The sequence below is a fragment of the Pseudomonas cichorii genome, from assembly GCF_015471405.1.
GTDB lineage: Bacteria > Pseudomonadota > Gammaproteobacteria > Pseudomonadales > Pseudomonadaceae > Aquipseudomonas > Aquipseudomonas serbiensis.
In genome coordinates this window covers 98,007-114,493 of record NZ_BLVZ01000015.1, presented here as the reverse complement: position 1 = coordinate 114,493, position 16,487 = coordinate 98,007, and the positions used below count along the sequence as shown (strand labels likewise).

11 protein-coding genes are annotated in these 16,487 nt (G+C 51.5%); all 11 read right to left on the bottom strand.

The features are described 5' to 3' along the window. Positions 1 to 199: 199 nt before the first annotated feature. A complete protein-coding gene (locus tag JL015_RS22195) occupies positions 200 to 3,541 on the bottom strand; it encodes a glycosyl hydrolase (RefSeq protein WP_201019959.1) in 3,342 nt (1,113 codons plus the stop codon). A 323-nt stretch (positions 3,542 to 3,864) separates the two neighbouring features. After that, positions 3,865 to 4,338 carry a hypothetical protein gene (locus tag JL015_RS22190; RefSeq protein ID WP_025259288.1) on the bottom strand — a complete coding sequence of 158 codons (474 nt, stop codon included), beginning with the start codon at positions 4,336 to 4,338 and terminating at the stop codon, positions 3,865 to 3,867. Between the two features lie 475 nt (positions 4,339 to 4,813). Further along, positions 4,814 to 6,184, bottom strand: coding sequence for an outer membrane porin, OprD family (locus JL015_RS22185; protein ID WP_122320711.1), 1,371 nt, complete (start codon positions 6,182 to 6,184; stop codon positions 4,814 to 4,816). A 48-nt stretch (positions 6,185 to 6,232) separates the two neighbouring features. Next, positions 6,233 to 7,258 (bottom strand): NAD-dependent epimerase/dehydratase family protein, encoded by a 1,026-nt coding sequence (locus JL015_RS22180; protein ID WP_025259290.1) that lies wholly within the window; start codon positions 7,256 to 7,258, stop codon positions 6,233 to 6,235. Next, positions 7,255 to 8,430: a DegT/DnrJ/EryC1/StrS family aminotransferase gene (locus tag JL015_RS22175; protein ID WP_201019958.1), complete on the bottom strand. Its 1,176-nt coding sequence runs from the start codon at positions 8,428 to 8,430 to the stop codon at positions 7,255 to 7,257. Before JL015_RS22175 ends, JL015_RS22180 begins: the two co-directional genes overlap by 4 nt. 52 nt (positions 8,431 to 8,482) lie before the next feature. After that, entirely contained in the window at positions 8,483 to 10,363 is a 1,881-nt protein-coding gene (locus tag JL015_RS22170; protein ID WP_081741919.1) for a glycosyltransferase family 2 protein, read from the bottom strand. A gap of 64 nt (positions 10,364 to 10,427) precedes the next feature. Next, entirely contained in the window at positions 10,428 to 11,633 is a 1,206-nt protein-coding gene (locus JL015_RS22165; protein WP_025259291.1) for a DUF1501 domain-containing protein, read from the bottom strand. 14 nt (positions 11,634 to 11,647) lie between these two features. Further along, positions 11,648 to 13,570: a DUF1800 domain-containing protein gene (locus JL015_RS22160; protein WP_025259292.1), complete on the bottom strand. Its 1,923-nt coding sequence runs from the start codon at positions 13,568 to 13,570 to the stop codon at positions 11,648 to 11,650. A 636-nt stretch (positions 13,571 to 14,206) separates the two neighbouring features. Beyond that, entirely contained in the window at positions 14,207 to 15,355 is a 1,149-nt protein-coding gene (argE, locus tag JL015_RS22155) for an acetylornithine deacetylase (RefSeq protein ID WP_201019957.1), read from the bottom strand. Next, on the bottom strand, positions 15,352 to 16,029 hold the full coding sequence (locus JL015_RS22150) for a DUF1028 domain-containing protein (protein ID WP_201019956.1): 678 nt from the start codon (positions 16,027 to 16,029) through the stop codon (positions 15,352 to 15,354). The genes argE and JL015_RS22150 overlap by 4 nt, the downstream gene beginning before the upstream one ends. A gap of 11 nt (positions 16,030 to 16,040) precedes the next feature. Then, entirely contained in the window at positions 16,041 to 16,457 is a 417-nt protein-coding gene (locus JL015_RS22145; RefSeq protein ID WP_025259295.1) for a RidA family protein, read from the bottom strand. Positions 16,458 to 16,487: the final 30 nt, after the last annotated feature.

Genomic DNA, 16,487 nt, shown 5'->3' with positions numbered 1-16,487 from the left:
GAAATTTTATCGAACTTTTCACGATATAGTCTCCCTGTCTACTCAGTAAGGCCAGTGTGGAGCCTATTGTCAGTATTTGCAGCCAAGCCACGTTGCTCTACTGTCCGTCTTTCCTGGTTAAGTCCCGTGCCGCATCGGACTGATAGGCCGCGAGACTTTCAAGAAAAACTGCTGGCAGCTTGGCTGTAGTTCTTATCCGTTAGTGATCAGCTTTTAAGAGCCCTGCCATAGGCACGAATACGCCAGGCTTGTGCTGCTCTTTCTCCGAGGTCGGCTCTCGTAAATTGGGATGCCATCCGGTTGCATCGATACCAGGTTGAATCAGAAGTTGAAAGCCGTCCGAGAAAAAGGCATCGACAGGTTCCTTTCCGGGATTGAAGGCCCAATAGTTGCGCTTGCCATTTTTCTCGAAGACGGCATAGAACGGCAGATTACAGGTTATGGATTCCACCGGTTCACCGAGTTTGGCAAGCGTTGCAATCCATAATTGTACAGTGCCGGGGTGTAACGACCACTCTGTCAGTTCCGATTCAGAAAAACGATCAATAGTCGCCTGTGCGGCCGAGGTATTGGTCAATGCCTGAGTCATCGCCATTACGTTTCCCCAGCGCGGCCCATTGTGATCCCAGTCAGCATAAATTTTGTTTAGCACAGCCTGTAAATGCGGATTGCCATATAAATAAGTCGAACTTGCCTGGATCGGCAGGAGGTTGACACCCAGGGCTTCGGTCGGGCGAACATCAAACCAGGACCTGCAGCTTGCTCCACTTGACCATAACATTCCAACAAAAGGCTGCGCAAAATTGTCGGGAAAACTATCGTCCCAGCGATTGAACCAGTAATCGAGTGTTGTTTCGCATTCGGCGGTATAGAGCATGATGCCAAGATCTTGAATTTTTTGATCTTCCAGTAAACCGCCTAGCAGTGCTACCGATGCGGCAAAATTGATCGATTCGCTTGACGGCTCGGCGTTAAGTCCTTGGGAATAGGCACCACTGCCATTACCCCAAGAGTGACCCGAATAGGCATCAAAGCACCGCATGAACGGAAAGAGGGTGCTGTCACGCTCAGGGTTGGCCACATCGCCTATTATTTTTAACAAAACAGTTTTGATTTCAGGACGATTAATCCAGGCGCGATCGTGCAGTCCTACGGCGGCGGCCGCTCTTAAAAAATAACCATAATAATAGATATGATCATTCATGTGCTCAGCCACTCCGTGTACCGAGCAGGGCGTAAATAACAACGTCGTCCACTGTTTGTCGTAGTAAAAGCCTGTTTGGTCGCGCATTTCAAAATAGCTTTCCAGCTTGTATTTGATGGTTTCTATAAAATGCTGAACAGCTGAATCATGGCCAACGTACCGAGCAGTGTTCGCCATGTCTGCCAGGCGAACAAGTGCTTTACCGGCCCAATATCCATCGTCTGATGAATACCCTTCCAAGGGACGTTGCCATAAGGCTGTTGTTGCGGATGCAGTGTGGGCATCGTCGATCAATTGATAGGTGTGAGCTGTCGCATCGACGATCGGTGGAAGGTAGGGCAGGAAGCTGCGCTTTTTCATGTCTACCGAGAATTCAGTTACATCAACAAGGGTCATGAGTCCGCGTGCAGAGGCATAATGACCAAGGGCGACAAGCCCGCTGCTTCGACGCCACTGATGCGGTAACAGCGCTTGCAGAAAGCCGCCACTTTGAGATTCATCATCATTGTGCATCGCGAAATGCATCTGAACGCGTTTCTCTGAATGATCCACTTCCCACTCGAAGCCTTTGTCCACTGGTCTTCTTGTCCCCTGAAGAAGGAAGTGCTTTAGCAGTGTTCCCTCTAGATCGGGAAGAACGTGCACGGTCACGGCGGAGTCGTGTTTGACACCCCGGACGCCCAGCGTTTTATTATCTTTGCACTCCCAAGAGCAACCTTTGTAGCAAATCAAATACTGCACGTCTTTGGAAGTTGCAATAATCGCCTGGTCATCAGGGCAGGCAGAAAAGTGGGTGGTGTGTTCAAAAGAGATGTCCAGATGTGAAGGGCCCTCAAACCAGAAATGAACAGAGGGACAACCCTGAACAGCTCGCATGGTCATGCGCTGGTTTTTCCCCTCCCAAACAACATCCACTGTTCTGTCGGAGTAATCCTGTACGCCGAAGCTTACTGCCTCATCCTCTGCCAAGCGAAGGGTCAGGTCATGTAAAAAAGGCAGTTCAAATGTTCGGTTATCTGGTGTGATTTGCACGGCTCTTGGATAGCCGATTTTCATGCCGCTCTTCGTCGCCTGGAAACATAGCGGCAAGGCATACATCCTTTCGCAAAACTGCTTTTCTTCTGCTTGCCACAACATAGGAGTCCACCATTTATGTGTAGTGGGCAGCTTTTGCATTAAACCTGCGATCCGAGGACGGGCAGGCTGCATACGTCCAGAGCGAGATTGGGTTGCGGGAACAGGTTGTCTCTGGCTTTGCTCATCATCCCACAGGTACTCCTGAACCCTGTCCAGAGCCCAAAGATCATTGCCGGAAATTGACTTCAAGTCGCCGCAATCTTCATTGGAGAACGTTTGGAGTGCGTAAATGGTTCTCAACTCTTCGGTCAGAATACCGCTTGAATCCTGGCGTGCGGTCAACAAAATAGCAGCGGCTTCATGCGGCTTCATTCCTTGTTGTACACGCCGGTAGAGATGAGCCTCCAGTGTTCTATGCTTTTCGCAGAAATAGTTGAGATTGATGTTTGCCTGGTGCATTCGTTCGGCTTTCGCCTCACGTAATCCTGCATCGCCGAGTTTGTGTATTTGGTGATAGTTTACAGCCGAATTTTCAAAGCTAATGTGTCGTCCCTGCTGGATAAGATTTAAGCAAAAGTCAACATCTTCAACACCCCAGCCCTTATAGGTTTCGTCAAAGACGGCTTCTTTGCCATAGCGTCTGTCAAAAGACATATTGGCTGTTGTCCCCCAAATCCAGGGCATCAACTCAGCACACAAAGAGGGCTCTCCTGGTGAGTTGTCAATTTCATCCCCCATCACCCATAATTTCAGGAACTCATCAAAATCATTCATGATTTGTCTGGGCGAAATGAGTGCCTGCCATGTGTCATCGGGTAAGTATGGAAATGAGAATCCGGCAGAAACGCTAAGGCGTTCATAATCAGTTGGTATCAGGGGCAGAGCGTTCCGCCAAATGGTCAAGGCTCGTTTCTTCCATCCAATGCAGATCACGGAGGGGTCACGCTGCAACGCTGCACGATGCTGCTCGACAAAATCAGGTGCGGCGATTCGGTCATCATCACAAAGAATAATTAAATCTCCTGTGGCTTCTTCCAGGCCTGCATTACGTGCGGCTGCGCGGCCACCACACGCCTGAGATCGAACCCGAATCGGCAGTCTATCGATATAGTTCCGAATAACATCAAGTGTATGATCACTTGATCCATCATTAATGATGACAATCTCATCCGGCGCCTCAGTTTGAGAAACCAGAGAGGCGAGCACAAGATTAAGGTATTCTGCTTTGTTATGGGTTGGGATGATGACAGACGTTCGCAAGGTATTCTCCTCGATAGTGTTGACGTGGTTTTGTTTAGGCTGCGCGAAGGCAGACAGTCGCTATTCAGCGATGCCGTTTTGTGTTCGAGACTGCTGTCAAAGCAGGTGTCTTATTTGTAATTGGGTGGCAATACGTGCCCATCAATTAAAATAGAAATCCCTACCGCGGTACCCTGGGTATTGCATAAGTTAACAACTTGCAGGTGACTTTTTCAGCGTTTCCTTGCACAGATCTGCATGGTTTTCAGGGTTTAAATGGTTAGAGCTTAAGCATCGTGGCACTTCCCTGTGGCCTTGATGAATCCCCCTGTTGGGCCGCAGAATTAAATGGCAGCGCGTTTAAGTAGTTCTTTATGAGCGAGATTTCGGAGATGGCGTTCAGTGACACCAAAACAATTGGCGATTTTCTGTGCAGGCATATCTTCTGTAATGGCCTGCTGTATGGCTACCTTTCTCAAGGCGCTGAATATTCCCCATGCAGAGGGAATATCAATGCTTCCACTGGCACCTGCGTGAGTGAGCAGTTGTTTATAAGTTTTTTCTGAAATGATTATTTCTATTTTTTCTAAAAAATCGTGATGTGATTTGTTTATATATAAGCGACTTCCTCCATACCGGCGGATAAAACAGGACATTGCCAGAATTCCGTCATTTTCAGCCAGCTCAGCAGCGAGCCAAGGCAGCGTGCATAATAGCGTAACCCTATGCTGTGAATAGAAACTCTCTATTTGCGAAAAGCGGTGATCATGACTTTCAGGCAAGCCGGAGAAAAGCGTATAGAAATCTATGTCGGCCATACAGCTATCCTTGTCGCACTAAGAGAAAGTAAGCATTCAAAATGCCATGTCTTAATCGTCTTGGTAAAGCTTATCTAAGGGCGCAGGGGGCTGGCTTGTCTGAACAGGACAATGAGTTGATTGTGCGGGCCATTGATCGTTTAGCCAGGCAATAAAAGGAACACGCCGTCTGTGCGAACATCCGGTTTTTACCCTGGGGTTCTGAAGGCGTGTGTTTCAAGGTTCCGGTATTGTGGCGGGTTCAGCGCTCATTGACATCCCCCGCCTTTCGGTGAGGTTTATGTGATTTTTCTGAGTTTTAATTCAAGAGGGATTGCTTGAGATGAATAAACTTCCCTGCACTTTTTTCGGTCATTAATGGCGGAGTATTGAGGTTTAGCGTGAGGACACTCAGTAGAGTGATGAGGAGAGGCGGCGTTACACCAAGCCCATTCAGAAAGCCGCGCAGGAATGGATGGTTTTCATCAGGCTCACGTCAGAGAAATTTTAAAGGAACGCTGACGGACAGAATGGATTCGTTGCTCTTGAGTGGAATGCTGGAATAGCCTGATTGTTGGGGTGATCCATTGGCGCTGTTCCGGTATCGTATGTGGCGAAAGTCGAATTGTGTGTAACGATCGCTTCCCGTGCGCAGCTTGTAAGCGATGCTGTATCGCCAAGCCTGTTCTGTGAGTGATGTCTGTTGTTGAATGTCGATAGACCCGGCAGGGCGGGCATTCCAGGCGTAAGTGTGGGCAATACCGACTGTCAGTCCTCGCTCTTCCTTACTCAATTTGTATGTGATGCCTGTATACAGGGCGCGCTCGCCATGTGCATTGAAGTCTGAACGGCTATCCCACCCTATATCCATGCGACCGTTGGATGATCCATAAGCGGGTGTCATGCGTGGTGTGAAATATCCCATCGATCCTTCTGCTTTCACGGAGGTAGCCTCTATCCGCCACCCCAGTGAGCCTTGGGTGGAACCAATAGTCAGGGCTTGCAGCCACGCCAGGTCGGTATACTGTGCGTCTTCCTGTTTCTGGTCTCGTGCAGCATAGAGCTGATAGGTCATGAGTGCCGGCATGAGCGTGATATTGACAGGCCGTGAGACTTTAAAGAAAAACTGCTGACGGTAACCTTGTGCTTGTCCCCATGCGGCTTCAACTGAGTAGTCTTTGTCATCTTGATATTTTAATCCCAGAGTGTGCAAGTAATGTATTCGGGTTCTCCCATCGCCTTGTAAAAAAGAGTCTGTCTTTGTATACCATGGTGCTTTGTATTGATCGCTCCAAAAATAAGACATTTCAAGAACACCTGACGGCTGTGGCAGTTTTACGCCGGCTTCCAAACCGCGATAGGTTCCAGGTACGAAGCTCCAGTTTGTCGCCAATAAGCCTTGACCGTGGGGTTGTAAATACCCAAGTCGAGCCCAGAACGGGCCTGATCTCCATTTGCCGGCAGCCTTGTAGTAGCTCCAGCCTGCCCTGTCCCCTGAGTAGCGTTCTTCGGACAACTGTTTTTCTTGAGACAGTCCCATTGTGTTGGGATGAATACTGCCTTGGCTTGCCGTCAAGGGCGCGCTGCTGAAAAGGCCTATATCCAGCCCTAGGGTATTTAGAGCATACCCTGATGTAATGTCTATATGTTGTGCAAGAACAGCTTGTTTCAATGTGCTTTTGACGTCGCTGTTCTGTGCCGTAGCGTCCCATTCATGACGTGTACGTTGCCAGTAATTAAGGTGGCTTGTTACTTGAGTCTGCTCATAAAAACCTTCCTCGGTTGTCTTGCACTCTGCTATTTTTCCCCACGCGCTTAGGCCCATAAATAGCACTGAGCTTATTGCCTTGTTCATGCGTTTAAACATTGTGAGGCTCCTCCTATCACTGACGAGCAGGCGTCAGTGATTCAGCAATCAGAGAATTCGGCCTCGTAAGCTCAGTCTTGTCAGTCGCTCTTCCCACTCCATCAGATTTTTATACCAAGGTGCGGTAAAGCAGGAAGGATCACCCGGCATATTTGACTGCGTGGTCAGTTCGGTGACGATTTCTTTGATTCCAGCCTCAATGTCGATTGAGGGTGTGAATTTTAATTGTTTCCGAGCTCGATTAAAGTTCAAGCAGTAGTCACGGCTGTCTGCGTTGTTAGGGGCAATGATGATCTGTGCAGAACTTACTTGTTGTGCAACGCACTCGGCAATTTGTTTAATGGTGTAATTCAGCGTATCGCCGCCCACATTGAATATGCGTTCGGGCACTAACTCTGTGTCAAGCTCAAGTGCCAGCAGCACAGCCCGTGCGACATCCCGAACATGAATGAAGGGTCTTTGCTGGCAACCATCACCGTCGATTCTTATCACGCCTTCACGCATCGCCATATGCGTCATGGTGTTGACGACCAGGTCATAACGCATGCGTGGAGCGAGGCCAAACACCGTTGCATTGCGCAGCATGACAGGTTGAAAGTGTGTGTCGCCCAGCGCTAACAGGCTATTTTCCACCTTAAGTTTCAGTTCCGCATAAAGGCTTTGAGGAACGCAGGTCGCTTCTTCTTGCAAAGGTTCATTTCCGGACCGCCCATAAACAGAGGCCGAACTCATGTAAACGTAGTTTTTGACTCCGGCTTCCTTGGCCGTCCGGGCCAGATGGCAGGCACCCTCGTAGTTGATCGAATACGTTGCATGACGTGAGATCAAGGCTGCCGGGTCGTTGCTGAGTCCGGCCAGGTCCACCACGGCATCGACATGCTCAAGCAGAGAGGCCTCTATTTCGCGTATATCTCCCCGGATTACCAGAGTTGACGAAAGCTCAAAATCACCATTGCGCCTTCCGAAAAAGAAACGGTCAAACGCGATGACTTCATAACCGCTTTTAACCAGAAGCTGGCATAAGACAATACCGATATAACCGCCAGCGCCTGCTACCAGGATTTTTTTACTCATGATGCGACCCCTTGATGATCCACCACTGGAAGTCCTGATAAATAAAGCGTGTATAGCAATGCGACTATCCGATCGCATTCGGCTTCGCTCATGTCGTTATAGATAGGCAGTGCCAGGACACTGCAGGCGAGTTCCTCTGTCAGTTTCAGATCGGTTTGCAGGGGGGAGGCATACGCCGGCATCAAGTGGCACGCTGGCGAGTAATACTTGCGAACCATCACATTGGCCGTTGCCATAGTGTGTTGTAGTTCATCCCGATTCATTCCATAGTGTTCGGGGTCTACGCGTACCGGGAGGTATTGCCAGACCGGTTCCTGTTCCCCTGTCGGCTGGCATACATTCAGGCCAGGTATGCCTTCCAAACCCTGAATCAGACGCGCAGCAGCTTGGCGTCGGCATTTGAGTTGCAACTCCAGAGATGGCAACTGAGCCAAGCCGACAATCGCATTGATTTCACTCATCTTCCCGTTGAGCCCTACATATAGGCATTCGCCCTGATCGCTTTGACCAAAGTTGCGAATTGCCGCTACGCGGCTCATCAGTTCAGCGTCATTAGTGCATACGCAACCGCCTTCCAGAGTGTTGAATGGCTTGGTCGCGTGAAAGCTGAAAATCTGCCCATCGCCGAATCCACCAATGCGCTGACCCTGATAAAGGCTGCCAAATGCCGGCGCGCTATCGATGAACAACCGCAGCCCGTTCTGTTTAGCAAGTTTCTCCAGAGACTTGTAGTCGTTTGCATAACCGTAGACATCCACTGCTAGAATGGCTCCAGTGTTTTCGGTTATTTTTCGTTCTATGTCGCTCAGATCCGCGAGGGGGCAATCGAGGCTCTGGATTTCTGCGAACACAGGGATGGCACCTGCAATAACAATGGCATGCACCGAGCCGACAAAGGTAAAGGAGGGAACGATGACTTCCTTGCCTTTGAGATCAGCGGCCATCAGCAGCGCGATCAACGCCTGTTCTCCGTTGCAGAACGCCAGAGTCGGTACCGATAGATAGTCGCTCAGTCGAGCTTCAAATGTTTTGAGTTGAGGACCTCCATTGGTGACGACGCCACTGTCCATGCTTGATTTGAAACGGGGGGCAAGAATTTCAAAAGGAGCAAAAGTGGGTCGTACTATTCCCAGGCGTTTATCGGTCTCAGGTTTCAGCGTATAGGGATTCATGGTCATGACTCCAGTTAATGGATATTAAGTGCAGAATTAATAACGGGAAGGGTCAGGTTCTTTGACGTACCGCGTCGTAAGCCTGAGTGCATACACTTATAAAGGCCGCGATCCCGATGCGGACGAAAAATAATGAAAGAAGTTGTACGCAGACCATCCAGGATGACATCGGAACAGCAAGTAGAATCAAACTGGACAGCGCGACACTTGACAGAATCCAGATCCATAGCAATTGGTCACGTGTTCTCGACCAGCGTCGAGCCCTGTCAGGCGCTGCATGTTTTGATACCAGTCCCTTGGTGCCCCAACTGATGTCACTGATATTTGCCAGTGAATAAGAAGTCATATAAAGGTTGAAGACGGGCAGCAGTACAAGATAGAGACCAAACCAGCGGCCGACCTGTCTCAGGTGTCCCCAGGATTGGGCGACGATGGCGATGATCACGAACAGGAGTGTGGCACCTATGAAGTAAAGGCTTTGCAATGTGCTTCCCCAGAGTGTCAATGCCCAGCCGGACACCATGACAATCCCCAAGGTACAGATAGCGGTGATATGCCACCGTTCCCCTCTGCGACTTCCGATATTAATTTGTCGACTGATGAGCAATACACTGGCCCATAACAACAGGAATCCCGTGGCTGCCCAATAGCCGTTCGATTCGGCGACGTGCGCGGCAGTACCGATTTTCGTGCTGGTGTAGGCAACGCCTGTAGCCATTAATACCGTAATAAACACAGGCATCATCAGTTGTGTTGCAAACTGCATCAGCCCCCAACACAATGACAGTAATACTCCAGGAATACGCTGTGTTGAGATGCTGTGCTGCTTCATCATTTTCGGTAGTTGTTTTGCCGAACTCAGGCGGGCCGCCACCGTGCTATTGATCCAGCGCCTGCGTTGCCTGATAAGTTCGCCAAAGTCAGGACACAAGTCCGTTTCTACCTGCGCCTGCGGGCAATAACGGACGGTACTGCTATGTTGTAGGTTCTTGACCAGCTCAAAACCCATGACTCGATCTTCGGCCAAGAACAAATTGCACTCGAGTAGTCCTTGGGGTTCCAACCCTCTTAAATACTCATCAATGGGGGCTCGCTCCTGACTTTCAGGCTCACAGAAACTCTCCCAGCGAATCAGGCTGCATTGTCCTGGGACCACCTCCAGATAGCGGCACAGATTACCTACGGGCCAATCGCTGACTTTTTCCCAGAGATAATCGGCGTATTGCCAGTTTTGCTGGAGGTTCATGTTTTCAGGCACAGGGGTCAGAATGCAGGTGGTTACCGCACCGCACTCAGGTTCGTCGTGCATGTGTTGCAATAAGTGCTTAAAACAATCTGGAGCGGGAATAGACCCTGCATCCAGTTGCATTGCGAAGCGTGCCTTGACCTTGCTGCCAATGCCCCAGAAGAACCAGGCATGGCTGTCGAGTTTGCTGGCATTATGCAGCTTGGTAGCCAGTAATACGGTGATCGATGCACTGGACTGCTCGCCGACCCAGTCTTTCCCACAACGTTCGAGTAACTCATTGGCAGGCAGGTTTTTGCCTTGAAGTATTATCCTGTTTTCAGCTTCTGCCAGTGCTTCATCCATTGGTTGACGCCGGGGGGAGAGCCCCAGACTTTCAAGCAGCAGGGTGGTCGAAGCATCTACGCAGTGCATACCATCAAGTACTATACACACCACGATCCTTGGGACCGGTGCGGCCATGTATCTGGCAAGTTGAATCTGATTGCGTGCCACCCCTGCCAGCGTGTCAGCCACGGCTTGGGCTTGTTCGTTGTAAAGCGTCAGGCACACCAGAATATCGGCATCAGTGGTGGGTAATTCGCCAGCGATAATAGTATTCTGGCTGCAGAACGTCTTGCGCTGGAAGTGTCTTTTCCAACGTTCCACTTCTTCATTATGTTGTGGCTCGACAGCGGTTAGTTGCATATGAGGTTCCTCGGTTTTACGCCGACGCTTATCAGGCGCGTGGGCAGAAATGGCACGATTAAGTTCAGAGTTTTATGCCCAGTGCCGCGATAGAATCGGGAGCATTACTACTGGCCGACAGCCCCCAAAAGTTTTGAATGATAGAAGCGTAAATGGCACGAAAATCGGTGGTGAATTTTAGGTTTCCATCGCTATCAAGATCTTGCAGCGAACTTTGCTGCCCCCATAAGCCTCCCGATACACTGCCTCCGCATAGCAGCACTAAACCACTGGTGCCATGGTCGGTGCCTGCCGAGGCGTTTTCCTGTGGACGACGACCGAACTCGGAATGCACCAGAATCAGGCTGTCCTTCCATGCACTCATTTCCATAAGTCCCTTGCGCAATGACAGCAGCAGGGTTTGCACTTTACCGAGTAAGCGCTCATGTTCGCCGCGCAGACCCGAATGTAAGTCGAAGCCGGATAGACTGAGTTTGAACAAAGGGGCGTTGATGTCGTTTTCAATCAGCCATAACAGTAGCGCCGCCTGCATGTTTTGAGGTTCCGTATAACCATCCTTTGTGAACCACGCATTAAAACGATTAGGTGTTTTAATTTTGCGACGTATCCGTTCCCGCAGAGTTGCACTTTGATCCAGCAATTGTTCAAGGTGGTGTGCTGCCGGGTTCTGAGTTCCGAGGGTTGTCGATATCACAGGCCGTGTCTGCGCACTGAGAAACGATTTGCTGTCTTGCAAGGTCAAGACTTGGGCACCCCTGCTTTGCATCAGGTCCTGATTGCCCGAAAGAATGATGCCGTCAGCATCTTGAGCGCTCATGTGGATACGGTGGGTCGAGATCACTTGGCCAGCCCATCCGGAATGTTGACCTGCTTCCAGAGATCCCGATGCCCATATCGCCGCAGAGCCGAAATGAGACAAGTTGGGCTGCGGATAACCGACGTCCTGAACGATTGCCAGTTCTCCACGTTGGAAAACCTCGGCGATATCCTTCCATGCCGCATTCAAAGCCAGCTCTGTCGACAACGGAACGATGTCACGGTTGTTTAACGCCAGGTTGGGTCGATAGCGTTTGTAGAGAGGATCCGTGTAGGGAACCAAGGTGTTGAGCGAATCATTACCGCCAAACAACTCAATCACAATGAGTCGTTTGTGGGGGGGTAACTTCTGGTTTTCGGTTGCCGACAACGATAACGGTAATGCGATTCCCGCCATTCCCAAGGTCAGACTTTTTAACAACAGACGTCGAGAAAACAAACAAGAGTCAGACATTAAGCCCCCTTTAGCTATTTCAGGTTGTAGGCCGGGTCGAGAGTCAGTGCTTTGACTGCTTGTAGGCCGGACTCCAGCAATGGCAGTTCGATTCGTAATGGCGCGCTTGCCAACACTGAGTTGAAAGATATGTTTCCGGCTGATGTCTTGAGGTTTGGAATGCGTGCGGCAGCTATTGGAAGGCAAGGTGTTACACGGCACTGGAGCTGTTGTCGTCCGGTACCATATTCAAGGTTTGAGTTGAGTGGGGCATGGCGGTCTTCCAGAGTTGCCTGTTCTGCTTGAATGGGATGACTGACTTCGAACACCAGGCTCAGATTGCAGTAGAACGAGCCCAGCGGTGAGTCAGCCTGGCAACCTGAGCCGGCGGTAGTGGACCAGCGAGCTTTTTGGGGGGAAAAGCGATAACCATCCAGAGCTATCCAGTTGACGAAAAGATTACTGCCGGTACTTTGTACGTCCATAGTCACTGTTACTGTATGGATATTTTCAGGCAGCTCTTTGCGTGGAATACTCACCCATTCCCACATGGGTTTCAGGTTTCCAGGTTCATTTGAACTCAATTCATGTTGGGTATTAGCACCGAGTTTCGCTTCAAAGGTCTTGATGATCTGATTGTTGACCGACACTTTAAAGCGCACAGGTGTGGTGGTGTATTCGGACGCAAAGCGCACCTGCAAGGCGTCGGCTTGTGGACGCTGTTCAAGGGTTTGCACCGCTTGCCAGAGGCGCTGTATGACACGTTCTCGATCAGTGAGAGTCTTGCTGCTCAACCACTCCAGCCCACCACGCCAGCCCTCGACTGAGGGTGCCATGAACGGTGCTTGTCCCAGGGCAGCAGAGTAATCGACCAGAATCTGCTGATCCGGTAGTACCAGTTCAAATGTGCGAGCGAAACCTATCACCAGTTCCAGTGGGGACTTAAGCAGTACGCCGCGATTGCGTTCATCCCAAAAAGCCGGACTCAATAATAGATCCTGAAGCAGAGCCCGAATGTCATAGTCGCTGTCGCGCAGAACCTGAGCCAGACGCTCGACCTCCTGCGGAGCTGGAGTCAAGGAGACGAATTCGTTATAAAACCGTTGTGCCAGACGCTTGGCCGTTTGTGGTTGTTGGAGCAGGATATCGACCAACTCGTCCAGCTCTTTGTCACTGTTGCCATTTATAGTTTGGCCGAGCACACGTTTTTCGGCACGGTCTGCTGTCTTTTCATCAAACCGATAACGCCATTGTTGTTCAAACGCAACACCATGTCCGGCCAAGACTCGGGCTACTTGTCTTACGTCCTCTTGGCTGTAAGTGCCAATTCCCAATGTGAATAGTTCAAGGAGTTCGCGTCCCAGATTTTCATTAGGACGGTGCTTTGTATTATGAACATTATCTAATCCGCTTAGCATCATTGGGTCTTGCAGTACTTGACGTGTCAGGCTGCGAAAGTTGCGATTGCCTGTATCCCGGAATAGCATTAACTGTTCTAGGAATGGTGCGGTGATGTGGGTTTTGTCGAAGCGTGAAACAAAAAGGTTATGCCAAAACAGGGTCATTCGATCCGCGAAAGGTGAGGGCGTTACAACCATTTCCTGTAACCACCACGCTTGCAGTTGATTAATTTCGTTGATACGTAGAAATGTGGTTTCGCGATCTTGCCATCCCTCGGCCCAATAGTTTGGGTGGGGTTGGCGTGTGAAGGCTGGTGGTTGTGTCCATAATGGAGCATCCAGAGACTCAAGCAAGCGTTCTACTGCCTGTTCGCGACTCAAGTGCTGATAGAGTTCCCTGTCGGAAGGGCTGGCACCAAAGCCGGTGCGACCCAGCAGGTGGGTTGTTTCATCTGGCGTCAGTGCATGAGCATTGCAGGCTATGATTGAAAGCAGGGTCGACAGAGCGACGGAGAATTTTTGTCCCGAAAGTGCTTTTGGTATGGAGAAGAAAGACATGGTGTTCCCCTGCTGTCTGGGATCTGCTGACGGGGAACATGGTTAAACTTATCGCGGCTTACAACAACTCGGAACGGTTCCCTAGAGTACGTATTGCTTGTTTTTAGTCGAAGTTGAATTTGAAAAAAAACGCTATCGGCTGGATTTTTCTCAAAAAATAAATTTGAAACAAGAGATTTCGTTCTTTTTATTTTTAATGAGGATCTGACGAAAAATCCCAAAGGTTATTGAGATATTGACTTCGCTTTACTTGAGGGGCTTAAGTATTTTTGGCTGGCTTGTTTGGGCCTTCTTCAAAGGGTGCTAAGTTAAGGTCGGCTAGTGAGAGGTTTGGAATTTTTGCACAAGCGGTACACTAGGTGGCTATTAAAAATGCAAAGCTACGGTGCGTGTTCATTTGTCAGAAAATACCATTGATAGACTCGGTAATGAGATCGCACGCAGACTTTTTCCTGTACGGGGTCTATAAAAATCCCGTCCGCCGAAGCATGGTGAATGTTAACGGTTTTGTTTGTCGTTGGTCCCTTAGCGATGATCCAGCGCTCTCCAAATTCGGCAACAGGCGAGGGCGTAGAGAGATAGATATTTGAGCCTGGCCATACCCATAACCCCTCACCCAAAAAGTTATTGATGACCTTAACGCTGTGCAAACACCAGCACTTGCCTCAGCATCTCATCACACGCCTCAAGCTGTTCAACACTGATGAATTCATCCGGCTTATGCCCTTGTTCCATGCTCCCAGGCCCGCAGACCACGGCCGGGATTCCTGCTTGGTCGAACAGTCCGCCTTCGGTGCCGAAGGCGACGGTGCCGAATGCTCGGGAGCCGCAGAACTGTGCGATCCACTCCGCTGCGTGGCTTTGCATCGGTGTGTCCAGGCCTGGGTAGCTCGACAGTTCGGTGAATTGGATGTCGCTCTGTCCACTCACGGCTCGCATGGCTGGCAGGAGGTTGTGTTGGGCGTAGGTGTGCATGGCGGTGACGATCTGGCGTGGGTCCAGTGTCGGGAGCGAGCGGACTTCAAAGTCGAAGTGGCACTGTGCGGGGACGATGTTCAAGGCGGTGCCTCCGCCGATCACGCCTGTCTGCACGGTGGAGAAGGGCGGGTCAAAACGCGGGTCCTGTGTATCGGCTTTTAATGCTTCCCCAAGACGGCCCAGTTCGCAGATCAGCTTTGCGGCGTATTCGATGGCGTTGACGCCGCTGGGTGCATGGGCCGAATGGCAGGCGGCTCCGTGGACTTCGCAGCGCACGGCGACTTTGCCTTTGTGCCCAAGCACCGGTTTGAGCTCCGTGGGTTCGCCGATCACGCACAGCAGCGGTTTTACGGGGCGAGCATGGAGCGTTTCAAGCAATGAGCGCACGCCCAGGCAACCGACTTCTTCATCGTAGGACAGGGCAATGTGTACCGGCAGGCGCAGCGAAGCTTGTGCCAGCGCCGGGACCAGTGCCAGTACGCAGGCGATGTATCCTTTCATGTCGGCTGTGCCGCGACCGTAAAGTCTGCCGCCATCTTCGCTCAGCTCGAACGGCGGGAAGGTCCAGGCCTGGCCGTCCACTGGCACGACATCGGTATGCCCGGACAAGACGATGCCCGGCACGTCGGCCGGGCCGATTGTGGCAAACAGGTTGGCCTTGGTCTTTTGCGCGTTGTAGATCAGCTCGCAGGCGACCCCGAAGCTGTCGAGGTAATCACGAACAAAATCGATCAGGGCCAGGTTGGACAGGCGGCTGGTGGTGTCGAAGGCCACCAGTCGCGCCAACAGCTCGCGGCTGGTGCTCATCGATCATCCCCCGGTACGCCGTAACCCGGTGCGCTGGCAGGGTTCAGGGCGCGGTCGATGTAGTCCTGCATTTGTGGCCGGTAGGCTTGCCACAGGTTGTTCAGCGCTTCGATGGGGTCGTGGTCGGTCCAGTCCACGCGCAGGTCCACGATGGGCCAGGAAGGTTCGCCGACCACTTTTACTGCCGCCGAGTGTACCGGCCCGGCTTCGCCGCCTGCCGCCAGGCCTGCACGCATCGCTTGCAGCAGGCGTTCGGCCAATGGCCCTGTGGTTTCCTCGAAAGCCTTGATCATGGTGTCGATGACTTCCGGGCTTGCGAGCATATTGCCAGCCACCACGCACTGATCCCCGCTGCGTGCGTTATTGATGCCCAGCGTTTCGCTGCCGCTGAAATGCGCGGTTCGTCCCTGATGGTCGATGGCTGTAATTTGCCGATACTCGCTGAAGGCGTTGCCCGCCAATGCCTGTTCCAACGCCTCGGCTGGCGGCAGGCCTTGCTCGATCAGCTCCAGTGTTTGAGGCCCCAGTGCGGGCAGGGTGATGTTCTGCGAGGACACGGCCCCAACTCCAGCGCGCAACCAGGGGCAGCGTGCGCCCACGGCGATGCTCGATGAGCTGATGGCGATGCCCAACTGGCCGGTTTCTGCGCAGCGTGCAGCAATGGAAAAGGTCATGGCAGCGCTCCTTATTCAGGGATTACGGCGATCACGTCGATTTCCATCAGCCATTGCGGCTGACCCAATGCCGATACCACCAGCCCTGTGGAAATGGGGAAGACCCCTTTGAGCCATTTGCCGACTTCGTGATAGACCGGCTCGCGGTAGCGCGGGTCGATGATGTAGGTGGTGGTCTTGACGATGTGCGACAGGTCGCTGCCTGCTTCTTCGAGCAGTTGCTTGACGTTTTTCATCGCCTGATTCGCCTGTGCGGCGGGGTCGCCAAGGCCGATCAGGTTGCCGTCGAAATCGGTGCCGACCTGGCCGCGCACGTACACGGTGTTGCCGGCACGCACGGCCTGGCACAGGTCGTTGTTCAGGCTTTGGTTGGGGTAGGTGTCCTTGGTGTTGAACATGCGGATGCGAGTGTGAGTCGGGGTGCTCATGTGAAACTCCTGGGGAGCGATTCGCGCTCC

Excerpts from the sequence above, each read along its gene's own strand:
- JL015_RS22160 (WP_025259292.1), bottom strand. The coding sequence starts at position 13,570 with ATGTCTTTCTTCTCCATACCAAAAGCACTTTCGGGACAAAAATTCTCC.
- JL015_RS22190 (WP_025259288.1), bottom strand. The coding sequence starts at position 4,338 with ATGGCCGACATAGATTTCTATACGCTTTTCTCCGGCTTGCCTGAAAGT.
- JL015_RS22150 (WP_201019956.1), bottom strand. The coding sequence starts at position 16,029 with ATGACCTTTTCCATTGCTGCACGCTGCGCAGAAACCGGCCAGTTGGGC.
- JL015_RS22180 (WP_025259290.1), bottom strand. The coding sequence starts at position 7,258 with ATGAGTAAAAAAATCCTGGTAGCAGGCGCTGGCGGTTATATCGGTATT.
- JL015_RS22185 (WP_122320711.1), bottom strand. The coding sequence starts at position 6,184 with ATGTTTAAACGCATGAACAAGGCAATAAGCTCAGTGCTATTTATGGGC.
- JL015_RS22175 (WP_201019958.1), bottom strand. The coding sequence starts at position 8,430 with ATGAATCCCTATACGCTGAAACCTGAGACCGATAAACGCCTGGGAATA.
- JL015_RS22170 (WP_081741919.1), bottom strand. The coding sequence starts at position 10,363 with ATGCAACTAACCGCTGTCGAGCCACAACATAATGAAGAAGTGGAACGT.
- argE (WP_201019957.1), bottom strand. The coding sequence starts at position 15,355 with ATGAGCACCAGCCGCGAGCTGTTGGCGCGACTGGTGGCCTTCGACACC.
- JL015_RS22165 (WP_025259291.1), bottom strand. The coding sequence starts at position 11,633 with ATGTCTGACTCTTGTTTGTTTTCTCGACGTCTGTTGTTAAAAAGTCTG.
- JL015_RS22145 (WP_025259295.1), bottom strand. The coding sequence starts at position 16,457 with ATGAGCACCCCGACTCACACTCGCATCCGCATGTTCAACACCAAGGAC.